Genomic DNA, 20,061 nt, shown 5'->3' with positions numbered 1-20,061 from the left:
TAACCATAATTACCGAAAGTGCGCTCAACCTTCATTGACATCGAGTGTTGAGCGATTCCCATGAATTACCGTGTTTTATTGGCTGGGCTAGCCGTGTCCCTGGTACTGGGAGGATGCGCGTCCAAGCCGACCAACGATGCTTCGCTCAAAACCGGTTATGCAGCCGAAGAGTCGCGTCATAAGCCGTTGAAGGCTAACGACCCTGTCGACATGGAGCCGAAAAAATGGCTCGTTGCCGACTTGGAGACGCGGGAGCTGCAAGGCATGAACGGCCCGCATGATCTTGCCGGCCGGACGCTGGAAGTCGCCTCCCTCAAGGACATCCGGCTCGTCGACAAAGAAGTCATCCTGACATTCGACGACGGTCCCGCCCCGGGCAAGACGGATCGCATTCTTGCCACGCTCGACAAGTTCGGCGTCAAGGCGGCGTTCATGATGGTCGGGGAAATGGCGCAGGCGCACCCCGCGACCGCTCGCGAAGTTCTCGCGCATGGCGACGCCATCGGCAGCCATACCTTCCGTCACCCCGATCTCGACAAGATGACCTTCGACGCGGCCATGAACGAGATCGCCCGCGGCAAGGATGCCGTGACCAAGGCGATCGGCACGGATGTGCCGTTCTTCCGCTTCCCCTATCTCGCTGACTCCAAGCGCCTGCGCAATGCCATGGCCGCGCACGACATGATCGTCATGGACGTGGACATCGACAGCAAGGATTACTTCACCTCGACGCCCACCTCTGTGGTGGAGCGCACCATGAAGCAGCTTGGTCAGCGCGGCCGCGGCATCGTCCTGATGCACGACATCCACCAGCGTACGGTCCGGATGCTGCCCGTTCTTCTCAGCCGCCTCGAAAAGGAGGGCTACAAGGTCGTCACGCTGAAATACAAGCGCAACCCGACGCCTGCGACCAACCTTGTCGCCCAAGCCCAAACCTCGATGGTGCGCTGAAGCCGATCAGCCACCACGGATTCGTAGGACTAAATAGCCGCGGAAGCACGGTTGCTTCCGCGGCTATTGTTTGATTTGGTTGCAGGCGACCACCACCAACAATGGAATGGCGAGCCTCGATGCACCTCCACCTTGAGCACGACGACGACCCCAAAACCCTGCAATTCGTTGCCGAGAAAGACGCCGAATCCGAGCGCGTCTTGACGACCCCGGAGTTCGAGGCGGACCGCGACGCCATCAAGGCGATGATCGAACGCGAGGACCGGCTGATCGCCACGACGCGGCGTGGCAACTGGCTATTCGATTTTCATCGCAGTGCCGATCATCCGCTCGGCCGCTGGTATCGACTGCCGGCCGACCTTGCTCCCCTGCCTGATGCGCCCTGGGAGCCGATCTTCGATCTCGACGCCTTCTGCGCACGGGAAAATAAGCTGTGGCTCTGGCGTGGCGCACTCACCTGCCCGTGGGAGCCGACACGCGTGCTGATCTGCCTTTCCGACGGTGGCTCCGACCCCATCCGCATGCTCGAATTCGACTGCGAAGCCAAGAGCATCGTCGAAGGCGGCTTCGATACGCCGGCGGTGCGGAGCCACGCGACATGGCTCAGCCGCGACGAAATCGCCTATTTCGGCTCGATCGACCGAGAATCATCGACGCGCTCGGGCTGGCCGCGCGTCGGCCGCCGCCTGAGGCGCGGACAGGCGCCGGCGGATGCGCCGATTCTTTATGCCGCCGCCGATAGCGACGTTTACGGCTCCTGCGCCGTCTTCGATCCGGTGCTTGCCGGCCTGGCAACGGATGCAACCACCCGGCCGATCCGTATCTTCACCGCCAGCCACGAGATCAGCAATTGCAGCCTGTTCATCGAAGATCACGACGCCTCCTTGCGGAGGATCGATCTGCCGACGGATATCGATTTCGGCTTCAATCAGTCTCATCTCGTCTGGCTGGCCAAGACAGACGAACGGATACCGGCCGGAAGCCTGGCGCTGCAGCCTTTGCCATTGAAGCCTGATCAAACCGACACGAGGCGCATCCTGTTCTCACCCGGCGAGCGGCAATCGGTTTCGCAATTCCTGCTCATGCGCGAATGGTGTGCCTTCGTCGTCTCGGACAATATGGAGCCGCATCTTTTCGTTTTGGATCTGACCAAGCCGGATGCTGAAATTCAGGAAATCGCGCTGCCCGCGGATGTCCAGACCCTGTCTCTCCAGACGCTCTACTCGGATCTGCATCTCGGAGACGACACGCTGCAGGTCTACGGCTCGGGCTTTGTGCAGAAGCCTTCCTGCTACCACCTGAACCTCAGCAATCGCCAGGAACCACTGGAGCTCAAGCTCATCGCCAGCGCGCCCAGCTATTTCAACAGCGAAGGCATGACGTCCTTCCTGCTGGAAGCCACTTCCGAAGACGGTACGAAAGTGCCCTATCACATCGCCTTGCCGAAAAGCTGGACCAAGGGCGAACTGCCGGTGCTGCTATATGGCTATGGCGGGTTCGATGTCTCGCTCGGGCCGTATTATTCCGGCGTCATCGGCCGCTGGCTGGAACAGGGCAACGCCTATGTGATGGCCTATATTCGTGGCGGCGGCGAATTAGGCCCGAACTGGCATCGCACCGCCAAAGGACGCGGCCGCCACAAGGCTTTTGCGGATTTTGCTGCGGTCGCCTGCGACCTCGTGGCGCGCGGCTACTCCAAACCGTCCCGCATTGCCGGAAACGGCGGCAGCAACGGCGGGCTGCTAACGGGTGTCATGGCGACGCGATATCCTCAGGACTTCGGCGCCATCTGGTGCCAGGTGCCCGTGCTCGACATGACCCGCTTCCATACCTTCCCAGCCGGCAAAGCCTGGATCGACGAATATGGCAATCCTGAAAATCCGGCCGATCTCGACTATCTGCGGTCCTACTCGCCGTTGCACAACATCAAGCCGGCCTCCGAGATCAGCTATCCGCCGATCTATATCGAGAGCTCGAGCAACGACGACCGGGTCCATCCATCCCATGCACGCCGATTTGCCGCGCGCCTGGAGGAACTCGGCCATCATCCGCTCTTCCATGAATTCGGTTCGGGCGGCCATGGCGGCGACGGTGCGTCGAGCGAATTGGCGGCTCGTACCGCGTTGGGATACAGCTTCCTGCGCGAGACGATCGTGAAAGCGAAGGGTGCCTGACCCATCGCCCGACGCTCTTTGATGTCACCAAGAAAAAGCGTGAGGAGCGTGATTTGCGGGGGCGGCGCGTAAACGAGCTGCCCCATCGCGATCAACCACCCTTGCCCGTCGGCGGCATTCTGTTAAAGATCGCATCAATAATCATACTAATCGAGAGACACACATGTCCCCCATTAAGCTCGCTATCGTTGGCGTCGGCAAGATCGTCCGTGATCAGCACCTTCCGTCCATCGCGAACAACGCGGATTTCGAACTCATCGCTACGGCGAGCCGTCACGGCACCGTCGACGGTATCCCGGCGTTCACGACCATCGAAGCCATGCTCGATGCCGTGCCCGCGATCGACGCCGTTTCGCTCTGCATGCCGCCGCAGTATCGTTATGAAGCCGCCCACAAGGCGCTTTCCGCCGGCAAGCATGTCTTCCTTGAGAAGCCGCCCGGCGCGACCTTGAGCGAAGTGGTCGATCTCGAAAACCTGGCGAAGGCCAAGGGCGTCTCCCTTTTTGCCAGCTGGCATTCGCGCTATGCACCCGCCGTCGAAGCCGCCAAGGCCTTCCTTGCGGGCACGACGATACACAGCGCCCATGTTATCTGGAAAGAAGACGTACGCCATTGGCATCCGAACCAGGAGTGGATCTGGCAGGCTGGCGGCCTTGGCGTTTTCGACCCCGGCATCAATGCGTTATCGATCGTCACCCACATTCTGCCGCCACTCTTCCTGACCGGCGCAACGCTGGCATTCCCTGAAAATCGCGATTCCCCGATCGCTGCGGACCTGCACTTCAAGAGCGGCGCTGGCCTTCCCGTTCACGCGGAATTCGACTGGCGCCAGACCGGCAAGCAGAGCTGGGATATCGTCGCCGAAACGGCAGGGGGCCAGATGGTTCTGGCCGATGGCGGCTCCAAGCTTTCCGTCAACGGCGAGCTGACCTTCTCGGCGCCGGAAGCCGAATATCCTTCGCTCTACCGCCGTTTTGCCGAGATCGTCAAAGCCGGCACATCGGACGTCGATGTCTCGCCACTGCGTCATGTCGCCGACGCCTTCATGCTCGGCAAACGCAAATTCGTCGAAGCATTTTACGATTGATACACATTTCCCGGTGAAGACAATACGCTCCGCAACGTGCTAGCGTAGCGTATAGTCCTCATCGGAGATGATGCCTATGGCATCGGAACATGAACAATCCTTCGGGCTCGGCGTTGGTCACAAATCTGTCAGGCTCGCCGAGCCAAATCAAAGTTGGCACGAGGCTTATTTGCTGGAAGAAGCCGCCATCCGCGGCGCTCTCGGCGAACTTGCCGTCGATGTCCAGCATTTCGGCAGCACCTCCATTCCGGAGATCAAGGCCAAGCCGATCATCGATATCGCGGTGGGGGTGCGGCGTTTCGACGACGGCCTCGCCTGCATCGAGCCGATGGCATCCATCGGCTACGTCTACGCCGGCAGCAATATAGTCCCCGACGATCATATTTTCGGCCGCGACATTGCGGGAGACACCCGCACCCATCTGGTGCATGTCGTCGAATATGGTGGTCCGACCTGGCGCAATTTCCTCATGTTTCGCGACCGAATGCGCAGGGAGCCGGAGCTGGCGCATGCCTATGAAGCGCTGAAAGTCGAGCTGGCGGCGAAATACGCCAATGATCGCGCGGCCTACACCGCTGCGAAAAAGGACTTTATCCAGAAGATCCTTTCGGAAGGCGAATAGAGCAGCTCCCCGCCAGACGACGGGATGCGCTCAAGCTTTCTTTTCCCAGCGGCCATCCTGCGTCTGCTGCCAGTAGGTGAGGTTATGTCCCTCGCCCTTCAGGCGCTTCCACTGGGCGCGCGCGCTTTCCAACTGCTCCTGATCATAGCCGTCGAACATCAGCACGACGCGCTGATAAGCTCCGACATCCGTGACTTCGGCGCCATCGATGAAGAAGCGTACGGTGGCGCTATTTATATTGTCGGGCGAAACGGTCAGCAAAACCGGCTGACGGCCTGCCGTCTCCTCTTCGTCGGTGCCATGCGGCAGGAAACTATCTTCACGATATGTCCAGAGATGGGTATCGAGAAGATCGCGCCGCGCGGGCTCGCGCAACTGAACGGCGACCTGCCAGCCGCGCTCGACGCTTTTGTCGAGCAGCGGCGGCAGGGCATCTTCGAGTTTCGATTCTGTCAGGTGATAGAAGAGTACGTCTGTCATGCGGCCTCTTCTATCTCACAAAGCCCGGCAGGTCACGATTCGTAGTTGGCCCGAACCAGTTCGTCGAGCAGGCGCACGCCGAAGCCGGAACCCCATGACTGGTTGATCTCATCCTGAACCGAACCCATTGCCGTGCCGGCGATATCGAGATGCGCCCAAGGCGTTTCCCCAACGAAACGCTTGAGGAACTGAGCGGCGGTGATCGAACCCGCATAACGACCGCCGGAGTTCTTCATGTCGGCAAACTTGCTATCGATGATCTTGTCGTAATCCTTGCCGAGCGGCATGCGCCACAAGCGCTCGTCGGTGACGAGGCCTGCTGCCGTGAGTTCACCCGCCAGCGTGTCGTCGTTGCTGAAGAGGCCAGCTTGCAAATTGCCGAGCGCAACGAGGATGGCACCGGTCAGCGTCGCCAGATTGATCATGATTTGCGGCTTGAAGCGATCGTTGGTGTACCAGAGCGCATCGCAGAGAACGAGGCGGCCTTCGGCGTCCGTATTGATGATCTCGATCGTCTGGCCGGACATGGAGGTAACGATATCGCCCGGGCGCTGCGCATTGCCATCGGGCATATTCTCGACCAGGCCGATGACGCCGATGGCGTTCATCTTGGCGCCGCGGGCCGCAAGCGTATGCATGAGGCCGGTGACGGCTGCGGCGCCGCCCATGTCGCCCTTCATCTCCTCCATGCCGGCTGCCGGCTTGATCGAAATGCCGCCGGTGTCGAACACGACGCCTTTGCCGACGAAGGCGACCGGCTTGTCCTTCGCCTTGCCGCCCTTCCATTGCATGATCACCAGACGCGGCGGACGGGCGGAACCTTGAGCCACGCCGAGCAGCGCGCCCATTCCAAGCCGGCGCATCTCCCGCTCCGTCAGGATTTCGACCTCGACACCGAGTTTTTCCAACTCCTTGGCCTTGGCTGCAAACTCGACCGGGCCGAGAACATTCGGTGGTTCGTTGACGAGATCGCGCGCAAGGATCACGCCGCCGGCGATGGCCTCGGATGCGGCGAAGAGCTTCTTCGCAGAAGCCGCTTCCTGTGTGACGATCGTGACCTTCACGGCCTTGCGGCCATTGCCCTTCTCTTCTTCATCGCCCTTCTTCGTCTTATATGTATCGAAGCTGTAGGCCCGCAGCAGCATGCCCAGGGCAAAATCGGCGGCTTGCTTGGCTCCGACATCGACGCCATGCGCATCGACGAAAATGGCGACTTTCTCGACATTGCGAATCTTCCCGGCTGCGCTGCCGCCGAGTTTCAGCCAGTCATGGGCGCTGACATCCTTCGCCTTGCCCGTGCCTATCACAATAATCCGATCGACCGGCGCACCTTCGGGAGCGATAATGTCCAGGCTGCTCAACGCCTTGCCCTTGAAGCCGGAGACCGGCGCGGCTCTGGCGAAGACATTGGCCGGATCGGCGCTCTCGGCTCCCGCGGGCAAGTCTCCATCCGTACCTTTCAGAAGAATGGCCAGACCACCGCTGAGGCGAGTCGACTTGGCGAAGGAAATCTCGAATTTCACAGACATCTCTGCTCCACTAATTACGCATATTCATCAGGTGAATTCCTTTACAACCATCATTCAAGGTTTCATTAGGGAATACAAGCGATTGGCGGCATATTCCCGGAGGAAGCGGATTGACGGCCACATATTTCCTGTCATTCAATGCACCTAAAATTGTAAGGCTGGCGTTTCGCGGAACCTGGCGACATTAGTTTTGCTGCGAAAGGCAATCTTGATCACAGACTCCAACAGCCCGAGCCGCGGCGGTCGCTTTCCCGAGCTTCTGCGTCCACGCAACGCTGGCGATGCCTTCATCAGCCTTTTTTGTCTCTGGTGGGGCCTGCTGGGTCTGTTTTCGCTCTTTCCACAAATCGACCTTGCGGTCGCGAAGCTGTTCTTCGTACCCAAGCAATGTCTGGTTCCATCGAGCCCCGGGCAAATCTGCGGATCTTTCCCCTACAGCGATGACCGGATCCTACGTCTGCTTCGGGAAGCGTTTCTCGACCTGCCCTATATCGTAGCATTCGTTCTCGTCTGGATGCTGTTCCGCTGCTGGCAGCATCATGGGGCAACTTTCAACAGCCTCCGAGCAAGAAACCTCAAGCTCGCGCTCGGCACGCTACTGATCGGCCCGGTCCTTATCGTCAATCTTTGGCTGAAAGCCTTTTCTGGCCGGCCGCGTCCGCGGCAGACCGACCTCTTCGGCGGTGCGCTCGATTTCGTCCAAGCGGGCTCCTTTGCCGGCAAATGCGTCAGCAACTGTTCGTTCATCTCCGGTGAAGCGGCGTCGGCGGGCTGGCTGTTTTGCCTGATCTTCATCATACCGAAACCGATGCGCTCTCTCGTAGCGATGCCGATTGCCGTCGTTTCATTGCTGATTCCGGCGCTTAGGGTGGCTTTTGGCGCGCACTACCTGTCCGATGCCGTGCTTGGCTGGCTGTCTTCGCTCGTCGTATTCGCTGCCCTGCTGGCATTATCTCAAACAACACACAACAGAAGAATCTCGGAAAATTAACGATTTTTTCGCAAGTTGGTTGTCGCCAAAAAAACGCAAACAGCGTAGATGAGGATGAAATCTCTGTCGGTTCGCCCGGCGAGTGTTGCGTTTAAGGGCCGGCATGAAGTTATTCGAAACCTATATCGCACGGCGTGCCGGTATGATGTTCCTGGTGGCGTTGCTGCCGGTGCTCGCTATCATTTGGACCACTCAGGTCCTGCAGCGAATCAATCTCGTAACAGATAGCGGCCAGTCGATGGGGTCGTTCGCGAAACTCGCGACCCTCATTCTGCCGACGATCATTCCGATCGTTCTGCCTTTCGCACTCGTCATCGGCATTACACAGACATTGACTGCGATGAACAGCGATTCCGAGCTGACTGTCATGGAGGCGGCCGGCGCCAAGCGGAGCATCATCATCCGCCCGATCATGATTCTCGCTATCGTGGTCAGCGCGTTTTCGTTCTTTGTAGATAATGTCGTCGAACCCAAGGCCCGTGTCGCCGGTCGCCAGATGGTGGCGGAAGCCTATGCCGACCTTCTCTCGACAGTGATCGAAGAAAAGAATTTCCGGCGTATCGAAGATGGCCTTTATGTGCAGATCTCGCAGCGCCTGTCGGGTCGTATCCTCAAGGGCCTCTTCGTCGTGGATTCCAGAGACCCCTCTTTCGATCTCATCTATTACGCAAAGGAAGGCGCCGTTGATCCGAGCGGCACATCCCTGCTGATGAAGGACGGCGAAGTTCACCGCAAGACCGCCGATGGCAACGTCTCCGTCATCAAATTCGATTCTTACTCCTTCGACCTCTCGGATATGACCCAGAGCCGTGGCCAGGCAACTTTGCGTGCCAGCGACCGCAGCCTCGGCTTCCTGCTCAATCCGGATCCGAATGATCCTGATGTCAAAGCACGGCCGGGCAATTATCGCTCGGAACTGCATCGCCGCCTCAATGAGTGGGCCCTTCCGGCGATATTTGCGCTGATCTCGCTGGTGATAGCCGGTGATGCACGCTCACATCGCGAGGCGCGGCTGCATCCGATGGTTTCGGCGATGACGATCGCTTTTGCGCTGCGCTGGGCCGATTTCTATGCGGCCAACCAGATCGACAGCAATCCCAAGTTCGTTGGCGTTCTCTACGCCATCAACATTCTTTCCGCTCTCATCGCCATTGCCCTGTTGTTGCGCAGCCGCAAGATGACGATGCCGGTTACGATCCGGAATCGCCTCAACAATTGGAGGCAGAAAATCCAGGATCGCATACCGACTGCGCCAGACGGTTCGAACGGGAGCGGCGCATGATTTTCGGCACGCTCGGACGCTATTTCTTCAGCCGCTACATCGTAACAACGTTCTGGTTCTTGCTTGGCGTTGTCTCGATCGTGTACCTCGTCGATTTCAGCGAAAATGCCGGCAGGCTTTCCGGCTTGCCCGGCTATACGGTTTCGCTCGGCCTGATCATGACGGCCGTCAGACTGCCGCTCATTCTGCAGCAGACAGTGCCCTTCATCGCACTTTTCGTCGGCATGACGGTTTTGATCGCGCTCAATCGGCGCCGTGAGCTGGTCATCGCGCGCGCGGCGGGCATTTCCGTCTGGCAGTTCATGGCGCCGTTCATCGTAGGCGCTTTTTGCGTGGGATTGCTGACCACCCTCGCCCTCAATCCGGTCGCGGCATGGGGTCAACGCCAAGCCGAAACGATGGAAGCCGATCTGCGCGGCGATCCTTCCTATCACAACCGTCTTTCCGTCCCGTGGCTGCGTCAGTCGAGCGGAAAAGACGACACGATCATCGGCGCCAAGGCCATTTTGGACAATGGAACGACGCTGATGGGTGTCGTGTTTATCCACTTTGATTCACAGGGAAACATCGTCTCCCGGCAGGACGCCCAGTCGGCAAAGTTGCAAGATGGTTACTGGCTTCTTAACAATGTCATCGAACGGCGGCCCGGCGAGATACCGGATCACAAGAGTTCGATGCAGGTTCGTACGAATCTGAAACAGGATTTCGTATCCCAGCGTCTGGCGCAGCCGGAAACCATTGCTTTTTATGATCTTTCTAATCGAATAAAGGTCGCGCGGTCCTTCGGCATCTCGACCAACGCACTCGAAACGCAGTTTTATTCGCTCGCGTCGCAACCACTCCTTCTGGTGGCAATGACGCTGATCGCAGCAACTGTGTCCCTAAAATTCAGCAGATTCAACCAATCGCGTTCCGTGATTCTGGGTGGAATCCTCTCAGGCTTCGTGCTTTATGTTGTCACCGTGCTTGTAAAGGCATTCGGGAGCAGCGGAGTGGTTCCTCCCTTCGTGGCGACATGGGTACCCGTGATCGTCGCATTGGCATTCGGAGCAACGATCCTGCTTCATCAGGAGGACGGCTAAGTGGCGGCAGGCAACCGCGAGAGTATCAGAAAGATTGTAGCTGCCCTTATTACGGGCACGGCTGCATGTGCATATGTTATGAGCCCGGTCGTCGCGTACGCCCAGTCGAATAATAGCAACAGCAATGGCGGCACTGGCGCTGTGACCTCTCCCGTAAAGGTCAACGTGCCGGAGGGCTCGAAACTTGTCCTCTCGTCCAATGAACTGACCTATAATAAGGACGCACAGATCGTCACCGCCACCGGTGCCGTTCAGATCAACTATGGCGGCTATAAGATGGTCGCTCAAAAGGTTGAATATAATCAGAAAACCGGTCGGATGATGGCTCTCGGCAATGTCGAGCTGATCACTCCGGACGGCAATCGCATGTATGGTGACAAGATGGATGTCACCGACAGTTTTTCCGACGGGTTCGTAAACGCGTTACGCGTCGAAATGCCCGACAATACCCGCATGGTCGCCGAGAAAGGCGAACGTGTCGGCGGCACGCAGATGATTCTGACGAAGGGCGTCTATACGGCTTGTATGGCCTGCTCCGAGCAAGGCCGCGCGCCGTTATGGCAGGTCAAGGCTCAGCGCGTCGTTCAGAATGGCGTCACCCATACCATCCGTCTTGAGCATGCTCGCTTCGAGCTGTTCGGTCAGCCGATCGCCTATGTCCCGTGGATCGAAGTTCCCGATAACACGGTAAAGCGCAAGTCCGGCTTCCTGTTCCCGTCGGCGAGCATATCGCAGCGGCTCGGCGTTGGCGTGAGAGTTCCTTACTACTACGTCATATCGCCCAGCATGGATGCCACGGTCACCGCCACCGGCTTCACGAACCAGGGACTGCTGCTTGAAGGCGAATTCCGTCAACGTCTGGAAAACGGCACGCACACCCTGCGCGTTGCCGGTATCAGTCAGATGGATCCCGGGACATTTACCGCGGGCTCAAGCGATGCCGAGCACAAGAATCGCGGCATGATTTCCTCTAAAGGGGACTTCAGAATCAACCCGCGCTGGACCTTCGGCTGGGATGTTATGTTGCAGACCGACAATAACTTCTCGCGTACCTATGGTCTGGATGGCATTAACCAGAGCACACATACAAACCAGGCCTATTTGACCGGCATCGGAAAGCGCAACTATTTCGATATGCGCGCCTTCTACTATAATGTGCAGAATGCCGATGATAGCAACACGGCGCAAAAGCAGCAGGCATATGTCTATCCGAGCATCGACTATCACTATGTCGATCCGAAATCGGTTTATGGCGGCGAGCTGTCGGCGACGATGAACTTCACGCACCTGTCGCGTGACAAGACTTCGGTGCTCGACGCCACCACCGCGCTCGGCGATCCGGCCCTCAATGACCGTTATCTCGGCCTCAAGGGGGACTATACCCGCCTCAGCACCGAACTGCAGTGGCAGCGCACCTTCACCACCGATGAGGGACTGGTGCTGACGCCGCTCGCTGCGGCTCGAGGCGATGTTTATGGTCTGGGCATGAACTCCCCGGGCATCGGCACCTATTCCGGGAACTATGACGGCAGCGACTATGCGACGCGTGGTATGGTCACCGCAGGTCTCGAGGCCAAATATCCGTTCCTGATCACCACGAACAACAGTACGCATGTGTTCGAGCCGATCGCGCAGGTCTATGTGCGCCCGGACGAGCAGCTTGGCGGACGATTGCCAAACGAGGATGCACAGAGCTTCGTCTTCGATGCGACCAATCTGTTCGATCGTGACAAGTTCTCCGGCTTCGACCGGGTAGAAGGCGGTACGCGAGCCAATCTGGGCTGGCGCTATACCGGCAGCTTCGACAACGGCTACAGGTTGCAGCATATCTTCGGCCAGTCCTACCAGTTGGCGGGCCGCAACTCGTTTGCGTCCACGGATCTGGCGGGCGTCGGCTCGGATTCCGGTCTTGAGACGACCCGATCCGACTATGTCACGATGTTCGGCTTGACGACGCCGCAGGGCATCTCACTGGCTACCTCCTATCGCTTCGATGAGAAGGACTTCGCCTTCCGCCGTGGCGACACGTCGGTCGGCTTCGCAAACGACATATTCCAGACTTCCTTGATCTACACCCATATTGCTGCCCAGCCGCAATACGGCTTTACGAGCAATCAGGACGAAATACAGTCGCGCGCTCAGATCAAGTTCAAGGAATACTGGTCGGTTTTCGGAACAGTCAGCTACGACATCAACAATGGTCAATTTACGCGCCAGGGTGTCGGTCTCTCGTATGAAGACGAATGCACGATCTTCACGGTCTCGTTCCTCGACAAGAAGGATTCGACCTCCCAGGCCGCAAGCGATTGGTCCATTGGCGCTCGCATCACCTTCCGCACGCTTGGCGACATCAACCTCGGCAATGTGCAGAACGCAACGTTCTGATCCATTGAAATAGCAGATAAAGCCGGCCTCGTGGCCGGCTTTATTGTTCCAACATGAGCCGCAATTCCTTTGCGTCATTGTTTCGCCGCAAGGATTTTGCAATTCATCGCGCCTGATGTAGACATGTGGCGCAAACTTGCCGTATTGCGCCTATGGCGTGCGGATATGGCGCACGCCGACAGAAAGACCTTTGGGAAGGGGTAGTTGATGTTTTCTGGAAAGACACCGATTCGCGCTCTGGTGTTCGGAGCTGCAGCCCTGGTCATGGCAAGCTTCGCCGTGCCGAGCAGCGATGTCGCTTTCGCGGCAAGCGAGGTAAAGGTCCTTGTCAACAGCCAGGTCATCACATCGGGCGACATCGCCAAGCGCATCAACTTCCTGAAGTTGCAGCGTCAGAAGGGCGACCTCAATAAGATGGCGAAAGAACAGCTTGTCGATGAGACGCTGAAGCGGTCGGAAATCTCCCGCCTGCGCATGTCGGTATCGACAACGGAAGTCGACGCAGCCTTTGGGCGCTTTGCCGCCAGCAACAAGATGTCAACCCAGCAGCTCGGCCAGATCCTCGACAAAATGGGGGTGACGGTCGATCACTTCAAATCCTATATCGCCGTTTCCATGAGCTGGCCGCGCGTCGTTAATGCGCGCTTCGGCTCGGCTAGCCGCCTCTCCAACGACGCTCTCGTTACCCGGATGACGGAGAACAAGACGAAGCCTGTTACGACGGAATACTTCCTGAAGCAGATGGTTTTCGTTGTCCCAGCGGCAAAGCGCAATGCCGTCCTGAAGTCGCGCAAGGCGGAAGCGGATGCATCGCGATCGAAATTCCCGGGCTGCGACCAGGCAAAGGCCTTTGCTGCGACCATGCGGGATGTTTCCGTTCAGGATCTTGGCCGCGTACTCGCACCCGACGTCCCGGAAATCTGGAAGCCGTTGCTCGAGAAGGCATCCGGCAATACGACCGCATCCGTCGTCACCGACCGCGGCGTCGAATACATCGCCATTTGCTCTCAACGTCAGGTCAACGACGACGTAGCCGCAGCGGCTGTGTTCCGCGCCGAAGACATCGGCAAGAACAATGCTCAGGGCGTCAGCGCCAACGACAAGAAGTACATGGACGAGCTGCGCGGCAAGGCGCAGATCGTCTATCGCTGATCGCCAAAATGTCCTCGCACCCATCCATTCCTCTGGCGCTCACGCAAGGGGATCCGGCAGGCATAGGTCCAGATATCACGCTTGCAGCATGGCTACGGCGCGACGAGCTTGAGCTGCTGCCTTTCCTGTTTCTTGGAGACACAACCGTTCTTCGAGAGCGGGCCGCCCAGCTAGGCCTGAATGTGCCTCTGCAGGAGGCCGATCCGGCGACGGCATGCGAGATCTTTCGTGATGCCTTGCCGATCCTTCAGATCGATGCAGGAAGGGCTGTTGTCGCCGGAGAGCCGCACGTCGAAACGGCACGAGGCACTATTGCCGCCATTGAGATGGGCGTTTCGCTCAGCATGAGGGGCAAGACATCGGCGATCGTCACCAATCCGATCGCCAAGTCCGTTCTTTACGATGCGGGCTTCGGTTTTCCGGGTCACACCGAATTCCTGGCGGACCTTGCAACGCGTGCGACAGGCAAACCGCACATGCCGGTTATGCTTCTCGCCGGTCCGAAGCTTCGCGCCATCCCGGTCACCATTCATATTCCCCTGAGGGATGTACCGCAGGTGCTGACCTCAGATCTTATCGCCGAGACCTGCAGGATCACCGACCACGACCTGCGCACCCGTTTCGGTATTGCCAAGCCGCGCCTGGCGGTTGCCGGCCTCAATCCGCACGCGGGAGAGAACGGCGCACTCGGCAAGGAAGATGACGAGATCGTCAGACCGGCAATCGATGTCCTCCGTGCTGAGGGGATCGATGCCTTCGGTCCCTTGCCGGCAGACACGATGTTCCACGACGAGGCCCGCCGCCGGTATGACGTCGCCATCTGCATGTATCACGATCAGGCGCTGATCCCGGCCAAGGCGCTCGGTTTCGACGATTCCGTCAACGTGACGCTCGGGCTCCCCTTCGTCCGCACGTCCCCCGATCATGGCACGGCCTTTGGCATCGCCGGCAAGGGCATCGCCAAGGAAGACAGCCTGGTGGCCGCCCTCAGGCTGGCGAGTGCGATCAGCGGCAAGACTGGAAACAACACCTGATGGCTGCTCTCGATGGCCTGCCGCCCCTGCGCGATGTGATCCAGCGTCATGGCCTCGACGCGCGCAAAGCACTCGGCCAGAACTTCCTGCTCGATCTCAACCTGACCCAGAAGGTTGCCCGCACGGCAGGCTCTCTCGAAGGCGTCACCGTTTTCGAAGTCGGCCCTGGGCCAGGCGGCTTGACGCGCGCAATCCTCGCACTCGGAGCCGCGAAGGTCATCGCGGTCGAGCGGGACGCGCGCTGCCTGCCGGCGCTGGCGGAAATCGCCGACCATTATCCCGGCCGGCTTGAGGTCATAGAAGGCGATGCGCTGAAAACGGATTTTTCGGCTCTTGCTCCGCAGGGGCCAGTCAAGATCATCGCCAACCTGCCCTATAATGTCGGAACACAGCTTCTGGTGAACTGGCTCTTGCCTATGCAATGGCCGCCGTTCTGGCAGTCGCTGACTCTGATGTTCCAGAAGGAAGTCGGCCAGCGGATCGTTGCCCAGGAAGACGACAATCACTACGGGCGTCTCGGCGTGCTCTGCGGCTGGCGCACACAAGCGCAGATGGCGTTCGACATCTCGCCACAGGCCTTCACACCGCCACCGAAAGTAACGTCGACGGTGGTGCACCTAATCCCGAAGGAACATCCCATTCCTTGCGCTGTCGAGAAGCTTGAGGCTGTGACTCAGGCGGCCTTTGGCCAACGCAGAAAGATGCTGCGTCAGAGCTTGAAGCCGATCGGCGGCGAAGCGCTGCTGCTCAAGGCCGATATCGACCCGCAGCGCAGGGCTGAAACGCTTTCGGTGGAAGAATTCTGCCGGTTGGCGAACGCTCTTTAGAACAATGTTGCGCGAAAATGCTCAGCGATTTGGCGAGCACGACATGTGCAAACGCAAAGATCTGAAGCGCGAGACGTTAATCTGAAAGATCGCCGCGCGCTTCAGACTATTCTCAGAGCTTCGGTGTCTCTTCCAGCAAATCCCGAACGAAATCGAACATGCCGTGACGGCGATCGCGGCGCAGGCGCTCGGCCTTGACGATCGACTGGACGGCGTCGAAGGCGACGTTCAGATCGTCATTGACGATGACGTAATCATATTCGCGCCAATGCCCGATCTCGGCCCGCGAATTGGCGAGGCGCATGGCGATGACCTCTTCGGAATCCTCTGCCCGGCGATGCAGGCGCGATTGCAGCTCCGTCATGGTCGGCGGCAGCACGAAGATGGAGACGACGTCGGCCGGCATCTTCTCCTGCAACTGCTGAGCGCCCTGCCAGTCGATGTCGAAGAGCATATCGCGTCCCTCTGACATGGCCGTCTCCACAGGCTCGCGCGGCGTGCCATAGAAATTGCCATGGACTTCGGCCCATTCGAGCAGCGAGTCGGAATCGCGAAGGCGCTCGAACTCGCGCTGCGAGACGAAATGGTAATGCACGCCCTCGATTTCACTCGGCCGGCGCTGCCGGGTCGTGACGCTGACCGAAAGGCTCACCTGCTTATCCTTATCGAGCAAGGTGCGCGCAATCGTCGACTTGCCTGCGCCTGACGGCGAGGAGATCGCAAGCATCAGCCCTCGGCGGGCAATCGGAATGGAAGTGGATGTCGCCGGCTTCATGGCCTACTCCAAATTCTGAACCTGTTCGCGGAACTGGTCGATGACCACCTTCAGCTCGATGCCGGCAGCAGTCACCGCTGCTGCATTCGACTTGGAACAGATGGTATTCGATTCCCGGTTAAATTCCTGTGCAAGAAAATCGAGCTTGCGGCCAACAGGCCCGCCCTTGGAAAGGAGGTCGCGCGCTGCAGCCACGTGGGCCTTCAACCGATCGATCTCTTCGCGCAAATCGGCCTTGGTGGCAAGGAGAGCCGCTTCGGCATGCAGCCTGTCGCGGTCAAGACCCGCCGAGCCCTCAAGCAGCATGGAGACCTGTGTGGCCAACCGACCAGCAATCTCCTGCGGCGAACGCGAAGGATCACGCTCGACGGTGTCTGTCAGCGTCTCGATCGTGGTGACATGACCAAGCAGGATCTGGCCGAGTGCTTGCCCCTCCCCGCCCCGCATATCACGAAGATCGCCAAGAGCAGCCGTGAGGCCCGCCATGATATCGGCATCACGCGCGGCAAGCGCCTCTTCGCTTTCCTCGGCTTCCTTGAATTCCACCAGGCCGCGAACCGCCATGAGGCTATCCAGACGCAACGGCGCGGGATCGATGACACCGGTGAGCTGATCCCGCAAGGCGAGCACGGCTGCGAGCGCATCCTGGTTCACGACGACCTCGACGCGGCTATCCTCGACCGACAGCGACAGACCGACCTGGAGATTGCCGCGGGAGAACCGATCGGAGATCAATTTACGAACATCCGTCTCCAGTCGCTCCAGCCCCTGCGGCAGACGCAACCGGACATCCAGCCCCTTGCCGTTTACGGATCGCAACTCCCACGCCCAGCGACCACGCCCGCTCGTTCCCTCACGCCGGGCAAAACCGGTCATGGACTGCAATGCCATGCAAGCCTCCGAAAATTCCTATCCCCTATCCGTCGAAAATCATCGGATTACGGATCAATGTAAAGTGAAACCGCGCCATGACCTTCGCCGAACCCATGGCGCAACAAGGATCAGTTGGTCTTCTTTTTCTGCTGGGCGCCGGAGCCTGGGGCCGTCGTGCCGTCGTCAGGCTGGCCGTCGACGGCAATGGAGCTTGGATCTTCGCCCTTTTCGGCGACAAGCTTGCGCCAGCGCTTGACGTTGGCATTGTGCTCTTCCAGCGTCGCTGCGAACACATGACCGCCCGTGCCGTCGGCAACGAAATAGAGGTCCTGCGTCTTCCAGGGGTTGGCGACAGCCTCAAGCGCATCCTTACCCGGATTTGCGATCGGCGTCGGCGGCAAGCCCTTGATGATGTAGGTGTTATACGGCGTCTCCTTCTTCAGGTCCGACTGGAAGATCGGACGATCGGAAGGCTTTCCCTCGCCGCCGAAGAGACCATAGATAATCGTCGGATCCGACTGCAGGCGCATGCTTTTGCCGAGACGGTTGAGGAAGACGGAGGCGACGTGAGCGCGCTCATCCGCAAGGCCGGTTTCCTTCTCGACGATAGAGGCAAGCGTCACGAAATCCTGCTTGTTCGCCAATTGCACGGTTGAATCGCGGCGCTCCCAGATCTGGTCGACCAGCTTTTTCTGCGCGCCCGCCATCTGATCGACGATTTCAGTCCGCTTGGTTCCGCGCGTGAATTTGTAGGTGTCGGGCCTCAGGCTACCCTCGGGCGGCAGCGCCGACGGCAAATCGCCTTCCAGCACGGTATCGGCCTGCAGCTTGTTGAAAATTTGCCGAACCGTGAGCCCCTCGGGCAAGGTTACCGAGTACAGGATGGATTTGCCCGACTTCAGCAGCTCCATGATATCCTTCATGGAAGCGCCCGCTTTGATCTCGTACTCACCATTGCGCAGCGTTTCGCCGTGCAGATAAGTGGTCGTCAGCCAGCGGAAGATGCGCTGATCGGTGATTATGTTGTTTGATTCCAGCCGGTTGGCAATTTCATTCAGGCCGGCGCCATTGCGCACGATGAAATTGGTATTGGTCGTCAGCGGACCTGGGCTCTGATACACGGAGAAGGCATAATAGGTGCCTGCAACGGCCGCAATGACGACGAAAACCACCAGCGTCATCAGGAAGTTCAGGAAAATCACCATCTGGCTGCGAGCTTTACGCGAACGCTTCGGCGGATCCGGAACCCGCTCCGGACGCAGGGCTTCATTTGCCGATTTGGGTATGATCGGCCCCTTTTGTCCGTTTGGAGTTCCGTTGCTCTGGTTCGTATCGCTCACCGGCAATCCCTTCCCTTTTTAATTGCCTGCTCTTTGGCCAAGCAATGCGGCAAAAAACAGGTCCAGAGGATAAGCCGGGGCCTGTTGAGGTTCCGACTTAGACCGATCAGACATTACCCCTGTGCATCATCCGGATGCATAGGGGTAACATTCGGGAACGGCGCATGGGCTTGCCGAAGAACATTCCCGCTTTCGCAGTTACTATGCCTCATACCGACGCAGGACAAGCGATGCATTGGTGCCGCCAAAGCCGAAGGAGTTCGACAGGGCGACATTGACGTCCCGCTTGCGCGCCTTGTGCGGAACGAGATCGATGGCTGTTTCCCGTTCCGGATTGTCCAGATTGAGCGTCGGCGGAACGATATTGTCGCGAATGGAAAGCGTCGCAAAGATCGCTTCGATCGCACCGGCAGCGCCAAGCAGATGGCCCGTCGCCGACTTGGTGGACGACATCGAAATCCGCGATGCGGCATCGCCGACCAGCCGCTCGACGGCGCCGAGTTCGATCGTGTCGGCCATGGTCGAGGTGCCGTGGGCATTGATATAGTCGATATCAGCTGCGGCCAATCCAGCACGCTTCAACGCCGAGGTCATGCAGCGGAATGCGCCTTCGCCATCTTCCGACGGAGCGGTGATGTGGTGGGCATCGCCGGAAAGGCCGTAGCCGACGACTTCGGCATAGATCTTTGCGCCGCGCGCCTTGGCATGCTCCAGTTCTTCCAGCACAACGATGCCGGCGCCCTCGCCCATGACGAAACCATCGCGGTCACGATCATAGGGGCGCGAAGCCTTCTGCGGCGTATCGTTGAAGTCCGTCGAAAGAGCCTTGCAGGCTGCAAAGCCGGCAAGCGAGATGCGGCAGACCGGCGCTTCGGCACCGCCGGCAACCATGACGTCGGCATCGCCGAGCATGATCAGGCGGGCAGCGTCGCCGATCGCATGTGCGCCCGTCGAACATGCGGTGACGACCGCATGGTTCGGACCGCGCAGCTTGTGGCGGATCGAGACCTGGCCGGAAACGAGATTGATGAGGCGCCCCGGAATGAAGAAGGGCGAGATGCGGCGCGGGCCCTTGTCGCGCAATGTGTAGCCGGCTTCGACAATGCCTTCGAGGCCACCGATGCCCGAGCCGATCATGACGCCCGTGGCGATCTGATCTTCATCCGTTTGGGGATGCCAACCGGCGTCAGCCAGCGCCATGTCGGCGGCTGCCATGCCATAGATGATGAAAGGGTCGACTTTGCGCTGCTCTTTCGGCTCCATCCAATCGTCAGCATTGAAGGTGCCATCGGTGCCATCGCCGACTGGAATGCGGCAGGCGATCTTTGCAGCGAGATCTTCGACCTCGAATTCGGTTACGAGGCGAGCACCATTATGGCCGGCAAGCAAGCGCGACCAAGACACTTCGGTGCCGCAGCCCAAAGGTGATACCATGCCGGTACCCGTGATAACGACACGTCTCATCGCCCGCAGACCC

17 protein-coding genes are annotated in these 20,061 nt (G+C 59.1%); 11 read left to right on the top strand and 6 right to left on the bottom strand.

Annotated features, from left to right (window positions below; all coding sequences use genetic code 11):
• The first annotated feature begins 60 nt into the window (after positions 1 to 60).
• From GGD46_RS02710 to GGD46_RS02695, 4 genes are all read left to right on the top strand, one after another.
• The gene (locus GGD46_RS02710) at positions 61 to 951 is read left to right on the top strand and encodes a polysaccharide deacetylase family protein (RefSeq protein ID WP_184701563.1); all 891 of its coding nucleotides are present in this window, start codon (positions 61 to 63) and stop codon (positions 949 to 951) included.
• Positions 952 to 1,070: 119 nt separating this feature from the next.
• Positions 1,071 to 3,125, top strand: coding sequence for a prolyl oligopeptidase family serine peptidase (locus GGD46_RS02705; RefSeq protein ID WP_184701561.1), 2,055 nt, complete (start codon positions 1,071 to 1,073; stop codon positions 3,123 to 3,125).
• A gap of 163 nt (positions 3,126 to 3,288) precedes the next feature.
• Positions 3,289 to 4,212 carry a Gfo/Idh/MocA family protein gene (locus tag GGD46_RS02700; RefSeq protein ID WP_184701559.1) on the top strand — a complete coding sequence of 308 codons (924 nt, stop codon included), beginning with the start codon at positions 3,289 to 3,291 and terminating at the stop codon, positions 4,210 to 4,212.
• Between the two features lie 76 nt (positions 4,213 to 4,288).
• The gene (locus GGD46_RS02695) at positions 4,289 to 4,834 is read left to right on the top strand and encodes a GrpB family protein (RefSeq protein WP_184701557.1); all 546 of its coding nucleotides are present in this window, start codon (positions 4,289 to 4,291) and stop codon (positions 4,832 to 4,834) included.
• A 30-nt stretch (positions 4,835 to 4,864) separates the two neighbouring features.
• Here the strand turns inward: GGD46_RS02695 and GGD46_RS02690 are convergent, their stop codons facing one another.
• Positions 4,865 to 5,314 carry a DNA polymerase III subunit chi gene (locus tag GGD46_RS02690; protein ID WP_184701555.1) on the bottom strand — a complete coding sequence of 150 codons (450 nt, stop codon included), beginning with the start codon at positions 5,312 to 5,314 and terminating at the stop codon, positions 4,865 to 4,867.
• A 32-nt stretch (positions 5,315 to 5,346) separates the two neighbouring features.
• On the bottom strand, positions 5,347 to 6,843 hold the full coding sequence (locus tag GGD46_RS02685; protein WP_184701553.1) for a leucyl aminopeptidase: 1,497 nt from the start codon (positions 6,841 to 6,843) through the stop codon (positions 5,347 to 5,349).
• Positions 6,844 to 7,051: 208 nt separating this feature from the next.
• On the opposite strand from GGD46_RS02685, the gene GGD46_RS02680 reads away from it, so the two are divergent.
• The 7 genes from GGD46_RS02680 (at position 7,052) to rsmA (ending at position 15,596) form a co-directional block, all read left to right on the top strand.
• Complete coding sequence (locus tag GGD46_RS02680; RefSeq protein ID WP_184701551.1) at positions 7,052 to 7,834, top strand: phosphatase PAP2 family protein; 783 nt, start codon at positions 7,052 to 7,054, stop codon at positions 7,832 to 7,834.
• Between the two features lie 103 nt (positions 7,835 to 7,937).
• Positions 7,938 to 9,116 carry an LptF/LptG family permease gene (locus GGD46_RS02675; protein ID WP_184701549.1) on the top strand — a complete coding sequence of 393 codons (1,179 nt, stop codon included), beginning with the start codon at positions 7,938 to 7,940 and terminating at the stop codon, positions 9,114 to 9,116.
• Complete coding sequence (gene lptG / locus GGD46_RS02670) at positions 9,113 to 10,198, top strand: LPS export ABC transporter permease LptG (protein ID WP_184701547.1); 1,086 nt, start codon at positions 9,113 to 9,115, stop codon at positions 10,196 to 10,198. The genes GGD46_RS02675 and lptG overlap by 4 nt, the downstream gene beginning before the upstream one ends.
• Positions 10,199 to 12,583 (top strand): LPS-assembly protein LptD, encoded by a 2,385-nt coding sequence (locus GGD46_RS02665; RefSeq protein ID WP_184701545.1) that lies wholly within the window; start codon positions 10,199 to 10,201, stop codon positions 12,581 to 12,583.
• A gap of 207 nt (positions 12,584 to 12,790) precedes the next feature.
• Positions 12,791 to 13,735 (top strand): peptidylprolyl isomerase, encoded by a 945-nt coding sequence (locus GGD46_RS02660; protein ID WP_184701543.1) that lies wholly within the window; start codon positions 12,791 to 12,793, stop codon positions 13,733 to 13,735.
• 8 nt (positions 13,736 to 13,743) lie between these two features.
• On the top strand, positions 13,744 to 14,769 hold the full coding sequence (gene pdxA, locus GGD46_RS02655; protein WP_184701541.1) for a 4-hydroxythreonine-4-phosphate dehydrogenase PdxA: 1,026 nt from the start codon (positions 13,744 to 13,746) through the stop codon (positions 14,767 to 14,769).
• Complete coding sequence (gene rsmA, locus GGD46_RS02650; RefSeq protein WP_184701539.1) at positions 14,769 to 15,596, top strand: 16S rRNA (adenine(1518)-N(6)/adenine(1519)-N(6))-dimethyltransferase RsmA; 828 nt, start codon at positions 14,769 to 14,771, stop codon at positions 15,594 to 15,596. Before pdxA ends, rsmA begins: the two co-directional genes overlap by 1 nt.
• Before the next feature lie 112 nt (positions 15,597 to 15,708).
• Here rsmA and gmk read toward each other — a convergent pair whose 3' ends face one another.
• From gmk to fabF, 4 genes are all read right to left on the bottom strand, one after another.
• Complete coding sequence (gene gmk, locus GGD46_RS02645) at positions 15,709 to 16,371, bottom strand: guanylate kinase (RefSeq protein WP_184701537.1); 663 nt, start codon at positions 16,369 to 16,371, stop codon at positions 15,709 to 15,711.
• Positions 16,372 to 16,374: 3 nt separating this feature from the next.
• Positions 16,375 to 17,262 (bottom strand): YicC/YloC family endoribonuclease, encoded by an 888-nt coding sequence (locus tag GGD46_RS02640; protein ID WP_184701535.1) that lies wholly within the window; start codon positions 17,260 to 17,262, stop codon positions 16,375 to 16,377.
• A 110-nt stretch (positions 17,263 to 17,372) separates the two neighbouring features.
• Positions 17,373 to 18,584: an endolytic transglycosylase MltG gene (gene mltG / locus GGD46_RS02635; RefSeq protein ID WP_184701533.1), complete on the bottom strand. Its 1,212-nt coding sequence runs from the start codon at positions 18,582 to 18,584 to the stop codon at positions 17,373 to 17,375.
• Positions 18,585 to 18,785: 201 nt separating this feature from the next.
• A complete protein-coding gene (gene fabF / locus GGD46_RS02630; RefSeq protein WP_184701531.1) occupies positions 18,786 to 20,048 on the bottom strand; it encodes a beta-ketoacyl-ACP synthase II in 1,263 nt (420 codons plus the stop codon).
• Positions 20,049 to 20,061 lie beyond the last annotated feature (13 nt).

The organism is Martinezella lusitana (assembly GCF_014207095.1).
Taxonomy (GTDB): domain Bacteria; phylum Pseudomonadota; class Alphaproteobacteria; order Rhizobiales; family Rhizobiaceae; genus Rhizobium; species Rhizobium lusitanum_B.
Note: the sequence above shows the minus strand (reverse complement) of the source record. Positions and strands in the feature narration are given on the sequence as shown.